Below are 13719 nucleotides of genomic sequence, written 5' to 3'. Positions count from 1 at the left end.
ATCATGACAGCTGCTAACAAAAAAGAGCCATTACTTTTCCTTTGCCACCGTATTCCCTTTCCGCCGAATAAAGGCGATAAAATTCGCTCTTTTAATATTTTAAAAAAACTGTCTGAACAATATGAAATTCATCTAGGTTGTTTTATCGATGATCCTTTTGATAAACAATATGTTAATGGTTTAGAAGAGTATTGCGCCAGCATTTTTCATTTAGATCAAAATAAAACCTTCGCCAAACTAAAAGGGCTAACTTCATTACTAACAGGTAAGCCGATCACCTTGCCTTATTATTTTGATAAACGTATGCAGCAATGGAGTAACCGCACTCTGTTAACTGAAAATATCAGTAAGGTGTTTGTTTATTCTTCATCTATGGCGCAGTACTGTGAAGGCGATGACTATAAATCAATTAAGCGAGTTATTGATTTTGTTGATGTAGACTCTGACAAGTGGCGTCAATATGCCGAGAAAAAAACTGGCTTAGCCAAATGGGTTTTTCAACGAGAATACCAGTTGCTAGCAGATTATGAAGATAAAATTTGTGCGGAATTTGATCACAGCTTATTTGTTTCTCCTGATGAAGCAAAACTGTTTCGAGACAGACAACCCGTAAGTGAGCAAGCTAAAGTACACGGCTTATTAAACGGTGTTGATGTTGACTTCTTTGATCCTGAAGCTGAATTTTCACCAGAGCCTTTAATCCCTAATGCGCCTTTTATTTCGTTTACTGGTGCTATGGATTATTGGGCTAATATCGATGCCGTAATATGGTTTACTAAAGAAGTATGGCCATTGGTTCTCAAGCAAGAGCCTAAGGCAATTTTTTGTATCGTTGGTGGCAACCCCAGCAGCGAAGTGAAAGCGCTTGCTCAGTTGCCAGGTGTTGAGGTTACCGGACGTGTTCATGATGTTCGCCCCTTTATTGCAAACGCTCAATGTGTTGTCGCACCCATGCAAATAGCGAGAGGTATTCAAAATAAAGTGCTAGAGGCTATGTCATTAAATAAAGCCATAGTCATTTCAAGCATGGCAATGGAAGGTATTAATGCCGAAAGTAATAACGATATCGCCATTATTGATGATGAGGCGCAATTCGCCCAACAGTGCCTAAAATTCTTTACTCAAACTAGTGATGATGTAATGAGCAGACAATGGGTATTAGGTAATTTTACTTGGCAGCAAACTTTAACGCCATTAGGTCAGTATTTTGTCGATAAGGAAGTAATAGCATGAATATAACCGATAAACGCTTCCTTGCATTGTTTTCAGTTTTATTACTTGTATGGGGCATAGTTTACCAAGATGCTATTCTAGGAATGGAAGCTATTTGGTCACGCTCTGATACTTTTGCACATGGCTACTTTATTTTACCCATCAGTATTTGGCTATTATGGCGTGATAAAGAAAACCTTTTAGCAAGCAAAGTACAAAGTACGTGGTTACCATTACCCATATTAGCCGGTTCATTATTTGTTTGGTTATTTTCATATGCCGCAGACATTAATGTCTTGGGGCAATTATCTGCTGTCGTCTCGCTTATTTGTATCGTTTGGCTGATGGTGGGTAATAAACTTGCTTGGCGTTATAAGTTTCCACTCGCTTATTTGATTTTTGCGGTGCCAATGGGGGAGAATTTAATTCCTTGGCTGCAAGATGTTACAGCTTGGTTTACGGTGGTTTTCTTAAAAATAAATGGTATACCTGTATACGTTGATGGCTTATACATTCAGATACCTACTGGTATGTTTGAAGTGGCTGTGGCCTGCTCAGGTATTCGTTATTTAATTGCCTCTTTAGCGGTAGGTACTTTATTTGCTTATCTCACCTATAACAAAACTCATAAGCAAATTATCTTTATTTGCTTCTCTTTATTTTTACCTATTTTAGCTAACGGTATTAGAGCTTATGGCATTGTTGCTATCGCTTATTACTCAGATATGAAGTATGCCACCGGTGTTGACCATTTAATTTATGGTTGGTTATTTTTTGGTGTTGTGATCATGTTGATGTTTTGGATTGGTGGTCTCTTTGCAGACAAAGATGTTAACCCTAGCAAAACACGACAATCAAAACATAGTGTAGAAAATGAGCCGAAAAGCACCCATTTTGCTTTCAAAAATACCAGTAGTATCACTGCACTGATATTGTTAGCAGTCACTTTCGCATTATTTCATGCCATTCCTGTTATCCATAAGCCCGCAAACCCACAAGCGGTATTAACGGGTAAAAGTATCGACCGTTCTGTATGGGGTATTACGTTCAAAGACGGTATTGAACGCTCGCATGTTCAAGGCAGCTCAGGTTTGGAAATTTTCAAATCAGTTTATGGTAATAAACAAACTCAAGGCGAGTTGATAAGTTTTGATAACGTATTACACAACCATGATGCTTGGACAATTATAGAATCAAAGCAAGTTAATATTGCTAATGAGCCTGCTTTGATTGTGCATCTTAGAAATATTCAAGGCGCACCCGCTAGTTATATATACCAATATAAAGTGGCTAACTTTAAGAGTATTTCAGGTACTAAAGTTAAACTTATGCAGGCGGTACAGAGTTTATTCAGGCAGTCTGATTTTAGCGAGTTAAATGCTGTTTTTATTGCCGGGGAAGCTAATTCACCTAGTTTAGAACAAAAATTACAGAAAAGTTTAGCTCAACTTTTAGCAAAGGGTGACTAATTGAATTCAATTAAACACTCTAATAAAGCCGTTATTGTGCACCTTATATATCGTTTTGATATTGGTGGACTGGAACGGGTAATGGTTAACTGCATTAATGCCATGCAAGATCATAGCTTCAGACATGTAGTCATCTCGTTAACGGACGTTTCAGATTTTGCTAACCATCTTAATGAGTCGGTTGAAGTACATCAGTTGAATAAAAAATCTGGTAAAGACCTTGCTAGCCACTGGCGATTATTTAGCTTATTAAGAAGCATTAAGCCCGCTATCTTGCATACTTATAACTTAGCCGCGCTTGAATATCATGTAATCGCTAAATTGGCGGGAGTTAAAGGTCATATTCATGCTGAGCATGGAAGAGATAACTCTGATCCACATGGTTTAAATAAAAAACATAATTTGTTGCGTAAGTTAGTTTCACCTTTTATTCATTATTTTGTACCTGTTTCTACAGATTTAGCACAATGGCTTGAAAGCACAGTTGATATTCCATCTAAAAAAATAGTATTAATTCGTAATGGTATCAATACTGAAAGTTTTAACAGAAAGAGAACAGCTAAACTTCGAGAACAAGATAATACAATCAAGTATATTCATGTTGCTCGTCTTGATTTAGTAAAAGACCAAGCCGGATTAATCACTGCATTCGCCAAGTTAGCTCAATCAGATTTACACGAGAACGAAGTAAAATTAACGATAGTTGGTGATGGCGGGCAAATGGCGTCATTACAGCAATTAGCCAAATCGCTTAACGTTGAAGAAAACATAGAGTTCACCGGGGAAAGAAACGATATTGCCCAGTTACTTGCTAATGCCGATGTCTTTGTATTATCTTCCATTGCCGAAGGGATTCCGATGACCGTATTGGAAGCCATGGCATCGAGTTTGCCAGTTATATCCACGAGTGTTGGTGGTTTACCTGAGTTGATAACTAATGAGCAAAATGGATATTTGGTGGATAAACAAAATATTGAGCAGTTATACCAAGCAATGAAAGCATATGTAAATATGCCCAGTTTAATCGAACAACATGGTAAAACGGGTAGTGCTTTTATTGAAGCTAACTTTTCTGAAAAAAATATGGTTAATGAATACTTAACCCTTTATAACAATTCTTTAGGTCGATAGTCATGTGCGGTATTAGCGGAATCTTTAGTTTTAACAACGACTTTGACATTGATGCAGACTTGCTGAAAACAATGAATAATGTGCAAGCGCATCGTGGTCCAAATGATCAAGGTTATCATATTAAATCTGGAGTAGGGCTTGGGCATAGAAGACTGTCTGTTATTGATTTAGCTGGCGGACATCAACCTTTATACAATGAAGAGAAAAGTGTTGTTGTGGTATTTAATGGTGAAATTTTTAATCACCATGAACTTGCCGAGCAGCTAACTGCATTAGGTTATAATTTTCAAACAAAAAGTGATACCGAAACTATTGTTCACGCTTGGCAAGAGTGGGGTGTTGATTGTGTGCACCATTTCCGTGGCATGTTTGCCTTTATCCTTTGGGATGAAAAAAAGAAAGAGTTATTTGTTGCTCGTGATCGCCTTGGTATTAAGCCGCTGCACTATAGTTTATTGTCAGATGGCAGTGTGATATTTGGCTCAGAATTAAAAGTTTTACGTGAGCACCCTCTTTGTTCAAAAAGTATCAGCCCACAAGCCGTAGAAGATTATTTAACCTTCGGCTATGTACCTGATCCAAAAACAATATTTACTGATGTATTTAAATTAGAGGCCGGTCACTTTTTGCATTTGAAGCAAGGAGATGTTCCTGAAAAACTGGTATCAACTCAGTATTGGGATCTTCCATGGCAAGCAAGTGAAGAATTAACTGAGGCAGAAGTTGAAAAAGAGTTAATAAATCATTTGAAAGAAGCGGTGAATATCCGAATGGAGGCAGAAGTGCCTTTAGGCGCTTTTTTATCCGGTGGTGTTGATTCAGGCGCCATAGTTTCTATGATGTCACAGCTACAGGACAGCCCTGTTAATACCTGCTCCATCGGTTTTGATGTTCCTCAATTTAACGAAACTGATTTTGCTAAGTTGGTTGCTGATAGATACGAGACTAATCACCATGTCGAAATGGTAAACCATGAAGACTTTGATTTAATTGATAAGCTTATTGATATTTATGATGAACCTTATGCTGATAGTTCAGCCCTACCTACTTATAGAGTATGTGAGTTAGCAAGAAAACATGTAACTGTTGCATTATCAGGTGATGGCGGTGATGAACTTTTTGCGGGTTATAGGCGATATAAACTGCATATGGCAGAGCAAAAATTACGCGATAAATTACCTTTGTCCATTCGTAAACCGGTATTTGGTTTGTTGGGAAAGGCTTACCCTAAACTTGACTGGGCACCGCAGTTTTTAAGGGCAAAAACCACATTTCAATCTTTAGCGCTTTCTAATAGTGATGCCTACTTAAATAGTATGAGTAAACTAAGGGTAGATGAAAGAGCCAAACTCTATAGCAATGAATTCAAAGCTAAGTTAAATGGTTATAACTCCTCAGAAGTATTCAATAAAGCCCTTGAAGGTAAATCATTTGATGATCCCTTAAAAGAAGCACAATACTTAGATTATAAAACTTGGATTACCGGTGATATAAATACCAAAGTAGATCGTGCCAGTATGGCGCATGGTTTAGAAGTTCGGGTACCAATATTAGATCATAAATTTATTGAGTGGGGCTTCAAAGTACCATCGAATCAAAACCTAAATAAAGGTGAAGGTAAGGCAGTGTTTAAGAAACACCTTGAACCTCACGTACCTCATGATAACTTATATCGTAATAAAATGGGCTTTAGCATTCCTTTAGCACAATGGTTACGAGGTCCATTAAAAATTAAGTTACAAAAGCTATTAACATCACCCGCATTTATTGAGACAAAAATATTTAATACCGACAAAGTAGAAAAAATGCTTACTGAACACACTAGCGGGGTTAAAGATCATGCCGCGTCATTGTGGACATTAATGATGTTAGGTCAGTTTATTGAAAGGGAATCTACTAAGTGAATATCTTAACCATTAGTAGTTTATACCCCAATAACAAGGATCCTAAACATGGGATCTTTGTTGAAACCCGCCTGCGTAATTTAGTTGCAGATTTCCCTGATATTAAACCCGTTGTCATTGCGCCAGTACCTTGGTTTCCTTTCTCTTCATCTCGATTTGGTGAATATGCAAAATTTGCTGGGGTTGTAGATAAAGAAGTTAGAAATGGCATAGAAGTACATCACCCCAAGTATATTGTAATACCTAAAGTGGGGATGTATTTAACGCCTTTGTTTATGAAGTTAGCTATTACAAAATCTATCAAAAAATTGAAAAAGGAAGATAAAAAAATTGATGTCATTGACGGGCATTATTTTTACCCTGATGGCGTCGCCATTGAAAAAGTTGCCGAAAAATTTAAGATTCCGTTTACCTGCACTGCAAGGGGAACAGATATTAATTTAATTCCTGAGCAGCCAAAAGCACGAAAAATGATACAGTCCGTATTTAACAAAGCTGCACATATGATGACAGTTTGCCAAGCGCTAAAAGATGAAATGCTTAGCTTGGGTGCAAATAATGCTGATGTTACAGTGCTTAGAAACGGCGTGAATCTGGAACTATTTAAACCGTCAAACAGTGCTGAGCAGCAACAATTAAAATCTGAGCTAAACATAGACACTAAATTAGTGATGTCAGTGGGTTGGTTAATAGAGCGAAAAGGGCATTACCTGATCATTGACGCTATTCAATCGTTAGATAATGTTACATTAGCCATCGCGGGTAATGGCCCTGATGAGAAAAAACTTCAAGCTCAAGTAAAAAGGTTAGGTTTAGAAGAAAGAGTGATTTTTCTCGGTGCTTTATCGCAAGAAGCGCTGAATAAATGGTTTAGGGCTGCAGATATTACAATATTAGCCTCTAGCCGCGAAGGTTGGGCGAATGTATTGTTAGAGTCAATGTCGTCAGGTACGCCGGTAGTAGCAACTAAAGTGTGGGGTACGCCTGAAGTTGTTGCGAGTAAAGAAGCAGGTGTGTTAGTTGATCGAAATGTTGGATCAATTAAAGATGGTATTAGCCAATTATTGAAAAGCCTACCAAGTAGAGAGGCAACAAGAAAGTATGCTGAACAGTTTGATTGGTACTCAACCTCTGCTGGTCAACATGAGATCTTTAACCGGATAATAAACACATAATGAAAATTTTATATCATCATCGAATCGCCTCTAAAGATGGCCAATATGTACATATTGAAGAAATTACTAAGCAACTGCTAGCGCAAGGGCATGAAATTATCATGGTTGCCCCTAATGTTGCACAAACCAGTGACTTTGGTAGTGATGGTGGTTGGGTATCTAAGTTACGTAGTAAACTACCTGACTTTGTTTCTGAGTTGCTAGAGTTTGCATACTGTTTTTATGATTTCTTCAAGTTATGTAAAGCCATTATAAAACACAAACCCGATTGTATTTATGAGCGTTGTAATTTGTACCTTCCTTCAGGAATTTGGGCTAAAAAACTTTTTAATTTGCCTTTTATATTAGAGGTGAACTCTCCGTTATATATTGAGCGCTCGACTTACACGGGTATTTCAATAAACTGGCTTGCTAAGTGGAGTGAGCATTATGTCTGGCGCCAAGCTGATTTAACTTTGCCTGTGACAAAGGTTCTTGAGGGTTATTTGATTGATGCTGGTGTGACTAAAGATAGAATTTCAGTAACGCATAATGGCGTTGATACCAATGTTTTTAAAGCTAAAAATATTGGTAATCGTGCTGACAAATATAAAGGAAAGTTAGTTATTGGCTTTGTTGGATTTTGTCGTGAGTGGCACCAATTAGACAAAGTAATGCAATTATTAGCTAAAACAAAACGAGAAGATTTATTTTTCTTAGTGGTTGGTGACGGCCCTGTTATTGGAGAGCTGAAGCAACAGGCCATCGACTTGGGCTTTGATAAGCAGTTTGAATCCACAGGCTTAGTTAAAAGAGCTGAAATGCCATATTGGCTTGATCAAATGGATATAGCGTTGCAGCCGGCAGTAACGCCATGGGCGTCTCCCTTAAAAATGATGGAATATTTCGCTAAAGGCTTAGCTATAGTTGCCCCAGATACAGAGAATATTAAAGAATTAATTGCAGATGAGAAGAACGGTTTATTATTCCGATCAGACGATTTAACCGATATGGTACGCAAATTAGAATTATTACTAGCTGACTCTGAACTAAATGACGCTATTAGTGAAAATTCATTTAACTCGATTCAAGAACAAGGGTTGTTGTGGCAGCTTAATGCCACAAAAATTGTTGATGAATTTACAGTGTTATCGAAGGGGTAATACAGTGGATAGTTTACTTTTTTTGGTTAATTTGATTGCTATTACTTACCTTTGTTATTGGGCAGTAAAAAACGATAAGGAAGACAAGTAATGCGCGATATATTCATGCTAATCGTTTTCCCTATATTGCTCTATTTCATTTTTAGACGCCCTTATATAGGTGTTTCTTTATGGATCTGGAGTGGTATGTTTTTCCCTAATGGTTGGGTCTGGGGGATAGCATCTAGTCTTAGGTATAACTTATTGATTGCTTTGGCGACTTTGATTTCATTCTTAATTCATAAAGATAAAATTAAAACAGATCTATCAGGTATAACCATAACCATTATTCTGTTTTTTTTCTGGGCAACTATTTCAAGTTTTATAACGCTTTCAAACCCCGATGTAGTGTGGCGAGAATGGAATCTATTTATGAAGATTATAGTCTTCTATATTTTCTGTATTCTTACCTTAAAAGAAAAACACCATGTTAACGTTTTTTTATGGGCTATTGCTCTATCTGCCTCCTATTTTGGTGCTAGCGAAGGGATTAAGTATGTCATCAGTGGTGGCGGGCATACCTTGCGAGGTATTGAAGGTAGCCGATTAGAAGATAGAAATGAGCTGGCATTGGCGATAAATATGGCCATTCCATTATTAATATTTTTGCTAACACAAACTAAAGATAAAATTTTAAGACTCGGCTTGATGGGGGCAATTGCATTTAGTGCTATTGCTATTGTTGGCTCTTTCTCTCGAGGTGGGTTACTGGGTTTAATAGTGGTTGGGGGGTACTTCTTCCTCCAAAGTAAACGGAAGCTTATAGTTATATTCATGTTATCTATAACAGTAGCTGGTACTGTTACCTTTGCGCCTGATAGCTGGTTTGAAAGAATGGATACCATAGAAAATATGCAACAAGACGACTCTTTTCTTGGTCGTATTGCTGCATGGAAGCAAGCGGTATTAATGGCATCGGATAATCCAATATTTGGTGCTGGATTTAAAGCCGGACAAAACTATGGAATGTGGCACCTCTATGAGCCTGAATTTTCTAAACTAGATTTTATTGTCGATACAAGTAGTTATAGAGCTCCCTTTCCTAAGGCAGCTCACAGTATTTACTTTCAAGTATTAGGGGATCATGGGTTTATTGGTCTTTTCATATTTTTATTTATTATATTATTAACATTTAGGAAGTTATCCTGGATAGTGAAGTCGTCTAAAGATGAGTGGGCTATCGGTTTGGCTCGGATGCTAAAGGTTTCATTAGTCGCTTATTGCGTCGGTGGGGCAGCACTAAGTTTACCTTATTTTGACTTGTCATTTGCTTTATATGCTTTAACGCATTGCTTAGGTAGTATTGTGGCAAGAAATGAATTAGGGGTTACTTCTGCAATCATGCATAATCGTTATCAAAACGGTGGTTCAGGAAGATGATTTTACAGTTTTTCCTGAAAGTCGTGCTAAAAGTACTTTCTTTTTGTACTACTAAAAACCGTTTAGGGGTTTTAACCTATCACCGTGTAGGTAATGTAAATAATATAAAGAATCAGCTTTTTACTGATGAAATTTTATTTAATAAGCAGCTTTCTTGGTTGGCGAAATACTTTACCGTTCTAGATTTAAAAGAAGCTTTAACATTAGTAGAGCAAAATAAGTTGCCTAGCTTAGCCATAGTTATCACAGTTGATGATGGCTATGTTGATAGCTATGAAACAATTTTTGGTTTGTTAAAATCACATAACCTTTTAGCAAGCTTCTTTATCTCAACATCTGGCTTTGAAGAAGGGTATTTATGGGACGAGTTGGTTTCAGAAGCTATTATGCAAATACCTATAGACAGAGAATATATTAAATTTCAGGATCAGACATACCCATTAACCACTTACAATGAAAAGCTCGCATCACTGAAGAAAATATTAGAAGCAATTAAATATAACCCTTTAGAAAAACGGCAACTGTTAATTGATGAATTATTGAGTATTACGGGTAAACCTAAACTAGAGCCTCAATTCTTAAATAGTCAGCAAATTATTACAATGAAAGAAGCTGGAATGACTATAGGAGCTCATACCGTTAATCATCCTATCTTGAAAGTAGAAACGGATTCTGTGGCGCAGCATGAAATTACTGAATGTAAAAAAAAGTTAGAATCAGTTATCAATACTGAAGTAGAGTTTTTAGCTTATCCTAATGGAAAAACCTCTAAAGACTTCACACCCATACATCAAAGCATGGCAGAAGCAGCCGGCTATAAAGCGGCATTCTCGACAGATACCGGCAATATCAATAACGTACAAGCAGATAAGTTTGCACTGAAGCGTTTGTCAACTTGGGATCATACAGAGATTAAATTTGTTTTAAGGTTAGCTTATAGCCTTATAGGTAAAGGCTAAATAAGTTAATGGTAAAGCAAAAAAATAAAACAATATTAATGATCGCGCTAGATTTTCCCCCTTGTCAAAGTGCAGGGGTGCAGAGAACATTAAAGTTTGCTGAGTATTTAAGTGAGTTGGGTTGGCAGCCTGTAGTCTTAACTGTGAATGAAAATGTTCACCAAAGGGTTGATCCAGAACAGCTTGTTGGTAGTAATATAAAAGTTTATCGCAGTCATGCATTAGATGCCTCTAGAGACCTCTCTATTAAAGGTAAATACTTTGGCTGGAGCAAGGTGCCTGATAAGTGGTGGAGCTGGGCGATTACAGCAATTCCATTAGGTAAAAAGTTAATTAAGAAATATCAACCGGAAGTTATTTGGTCAACTTACCCTATCTCTACAGCTCATTATATCGCCTATAAGTTGCAAAAAAATAGCAAAATACCTTGGGTGGCTGATTACCGAGATCCCCTTCAATGTCGATACGACAGTAATGTACAAAAGTATAGTGCTGTTGCTAAATGGATAGAGAAAAAAACCATAGAAAATTGCGAGAAAGCTGTTTTTACCACTTCAAGAGCCGCACAGTTGTATCATCGCTTATACCCGAATGAATTATTGAAAAAATTCCAAGTGATTGAAAATGGCTTTGATGAAGCCAACTTTGATGGCTTAACAGCTAGTAAACAAGACTTAGATGATAAGTTTGTTTTATTACACAGTGGCTCTGTCTATGAAAATGGCCGAGATCCAACGGCATTATTTGAAGCATTACACCAGTTGAAAAAAGAGGGTGTTGTTGATGAAACTAATTTTGTTTTAGCTTTTCGCGGGGCTGTAAATAATGGGCAGTTTGATAATAAACTTAATGAGCTCGGCATAAGAAACTTGGTTGAATTTAGAGGCATGCTGCCTTATAAGGAATCGCTCAAAGAAATGATGACGATTAGCGCATTACTACTAATACAAGATTCTTTGTTTGAAAATCAAATACCAGGCAAAGCTTATGAATATATTAGAACCAATAAACCTATTTTAGGTATCACCAAAAGAATGAGTGCCACAGGTGAGCTTCTGGAAAATGCCCAAGGATGTGTAATCGCTGTTACTGTCGATGAAATATCTCAGGGAATAAAAAGCTTATTAAGCACTAACTTTTCTTCTCGCGGAAATGTGCAGCAATATTCTAGGTATGTAAAAACGCAAGAATTGGTGCAATTGTTGAATCAGGTTATATCAAATGGAAAATAATCTTAAATGGAGTAAAAAAAGCTTCCTTTATAAAGCATCATCAGGAATTTACAACTTATGGAGCACTAAAAAATATGTCGCTTTTTATGCTCCCCACTCATTCCATGCAACACATCTTCGCCCTGTAATTGACGAGTTACTATTAGCCGAAAACATACATGTTTTATTAATTGGTAAGTTTGAATCCTTACCTGAAAATAAAAAAGTAAGCCTTTACAATAGCGTAACTGATATTCCATTCTATTTGAAAATTTCTATCTATATTTCAACTGAATTTGGCGAGGAACCTTGGTGGATAACCTGTCCTAAAGTTTATTTTGGTCATGGCATGGGACCTAAACTAAATTATGCAGTGAGCCCTGAGTTAATAAAATATGATTATAGTTTTGTTGCTTGTGAGCCGACCTATCAGGCTCAACTTGAGACATCAAAGCACTTGTCGATAGAAAAGATAGGGCTGCCAATAACCGATACAGTGGTTAAGAACAAAAGCCATCTTTGTAACAAACTAAATCTGGATGATGATAAAAAAACAATAGTTTATGCTCCTAGTTGGTGTGGTAATTCTGATTTTATTGGACCTTTAGATAAAGCGTTAGCCGTTTTAGCTAATATTAATTTTGCGAATGTCGTCGTAAGCCCACATCCTAATTTATTCAAACCTGAATTATGTGGTGGTAAAGATTACTTTAAAGATATATCCCAAAATATTACCTTAAACTCCTCTGACAGTGGTATCACAACATTAGAGCTTTGCGCTAATAGTGAATTAGTGATAAGTGATATTAGCTCGATATTTTTTGAAGCAATGTCTTTAGGTATAACTGCAGTATTTGATGGCAATGATGCGCTTTATAAATATAGTCAGGCTGAATTTTTATTAACAGATATTTATGATGCTTGCCATGTATTATCTTGGCAAGCAGAAGATCTACCTATGCTTGAATCTTTACTTTCATCGAATAAGAAAAAAGATGAGCAGAATAGTTTTATAAATCAATACGCCTTTAATGTAGGTACATCGACCCATGCTTTTGTAAATTGCATGTTTCAAATAATGAAATAGCAGTGAATTTATGAACAATATAAAAAAACCTTTAATTTCAGTTATTGTACCTGTTTACAATCAAGCTCATTATTTGACTGAAACAATAGAGTCGTTAATAAATCAAGCTTATGAAAATATTGAGTTTATTTTTGTAAATGATGGCTCTACTGATAATTCGCTTTTTATTTGCCAGAAGTTTCAAGCTCGAGATAGCCGAATTAAATTAATAGATAAAAAAAATGAAGGTGTCAGCAAAGCAAGAAATACCGGCTTAAAACAAGCTAAGGGCGACTACATAGCCTTTTTAGACTCAGATGATGTTGCGGATAAAAATCGTTTTTCAATGGTCGTAAATACCATAAATAACTTTCCAGAAGCTGACGTTATTTTTCATGATATGTTTTATATTGATAAAAATGGCAAGCAAATGGAGGGGAGTTACTTAGGGAACGTCAATTTTTTAACTAATGCGGCAGAGTATTTAACAAATACAGCTACAGGTGCATATTCACTGTCGAATACCTTCTACAAATTCATGATGCTCAACACCGTTGCTTTGCACACAGGCTCTGTAGTATTTAAAAAATCAGATCCTGTGATATTATTTGATGAAAATCTTTATGCTGGTGAAGATGCTGATGTATGGATAAAGCTTGTAATGGCAGCTAAACAAGTTCTTTATATAAACTCTCCATTAACGGCATATAGGCAGCATGAAGAAAGTGTTACCAAGAATTATTCATATTTCTTCAAAGGTGTGGATATTTATCTTAATAAACAACTTGAGCAATACAGTCACCTTTTTAGTAAAGAAGAAATAGGGTTATTTGAAAAGAGAATTTATGAAAATAGGTATAACTTAGGTTACGAGCTAAGGAAATCAGGAAAACCAAAGGAAGCCGTACCTATTTATGCTAGCCTTTGGAAAAGTAATAAGAGCTTTAATATGATCTTTAATATTATTAAATGCTACCTTGAAGTTTTACAACTGAAAAAGAGGCCTTAATATTTAGACAAGTAGTGTTTTT

At 36.5% G+C, this 13719-nt stretch carries 11 protein-coding genes; all 11 read left to right on the top strand.

Annotated elements, in window-relative coordinates; translation table 11 throughout:
- The first annotated feature begins 3 nt into the window (after positions 1-3).
- The 11 genes from AC27IF_RS12825 (at position 4) to AC27IF_RS12775 (ending at position 13697) form a co-directional block, all read left to right on the top strand.
- A complete protein-coding gene (locus tag AC27IF_RS12825) occupies positions 4-1233 on the top strand; it encodes a TIGR03087 family PEP-CTERM/XrtA system glycosyltransferase (protein WP_487054735.1) in 1230 nt (409 codons plus the stop codon).
- Positions 1230-2681 (top strand): exosortase A, encoded by a 1452-nt coding sequence (xrtA, locus tag AC27IF_RS12820; RefSeq protein ID WP_487054734.1) that lies wholly within the window; start codon positions 1230-1232, stop codon positions 2679-2681. The genes AC27IF_RS12825 and xrtA overlap by 4 nt, the downstream gene beginning before the upstream one ends.
- Positions 2682-3812, top strand: a complete 1131-nt coding sequence (locus tag AC27IF_RS12815; RefSeq protein WP_487054733.1) for a TIGR03088 family PEP-CTERM/XrtA system glycosyltransferase — start codon at positions 2682-2684, stop codon at positions 3810-3812.
- Between the two features lie 2 nt (positions 3813-3814).
- Complete coding sequence (locus tag AC27IF_RS12810) at positions 3815-5716, top strand: XrtA/PEP-CTERM system amidotransferase (protein ID WP_487054732.1); 1902 nt, start codon at positions 3815-3817, stop codon at positions 5714-5716.
- Entirely contained in the window at positions 5713-6891 is a 1179-nt protein-coding gene (locus tag AC27IF_RS12805) for a glycosyltransferase (protein ID WP_487054731.1), read from the top strand. The genes AC27IF_RS12810 and AC27IF_RS12805 overlap by 4 nt, the downstream gene beginning before the upstream one ends.
- Positions 6891-8033 (top strand): glycosyltransferase family 4 protein, encoded by a 1143-nt coding sequence (locus tag AC27IF_RS12800; RefSeq protein WP_487054730.1) that lies wholly within the window; start codon positions 6891-6893, stop codon positions 8031-8033. Before AC27IF_RS12805 ends, AC27IF_RS12800 begins: the two co-directional genes overlap by 1 nt.
- Before the next feature lie 90 nt (positions 8034-8123).
- Positions 8124-9452, top strand: a complete 1329-nt coding sequence (locus AC27IF_RS12795) for a putative O-glycosylation ligase, exosortase A system-associated (RefSeq protein WP_487054729.1) — start codon at positions 8124-8126, stop codon at positions 9450-9452.
- On the top strand, positions 9449-10411 hold the full coding sequence (locus AC27IF_RS12790) for a polysaccharide deacetylase family protein (RefSeq protein ID WP_487054728.1): 963 nt from the start codon (positions 9449-9451) through the stop codon (positions 10409-10411). Before AC27IF_RS12795 ends, AC27IF_RS12790 begins: the two co-directional genes overlap by 4 nt.
- Before the next feature lie 8 nt (positions 10412-10419).
- Entirely contained in the window at positions 10420-11643 is a 1224-nt protein-coding gene (locus AC27IF_RS12785; RefSeq protein ID WP_487054727.1) for a glycosyltransferase, read from the top strand.
- A complete protein-coding gene (locus tag AC27IF_RS12780; protein WP_487054726.1) occupies positions 11633-12709 on the top strand; it encodes a CDP-glycerol glycerophosphotransferase family protein in 1077 nt (358 codons plus the stop codon). The genes AC27IF_RS12785 and AC27IF_RS12780 overlap by 11 nt, the downstream gene beginning before the upstream one ends.
- A 10-nt stretch (positions 12710-12719) precedes the next feature.
- Entirely contained in the window at positions 12720-13697 is a 978-nt protein-coding gene (locus AC27IF_RS12775) for a glycosyltransferase family 2 protein (protein WP_487054725.1), read from the top strand.
- Positions 13698-13719: the final 22 nt, after the last annotated feature.

The organism is Colwellia sp. KS18-150, assembly GCF_057551365.1.
The sequence above is the reverse complement of the archived record's forward strand: the minus strand, read 5'-3'. Positions and strand labels throughout refer to the sequence as shown.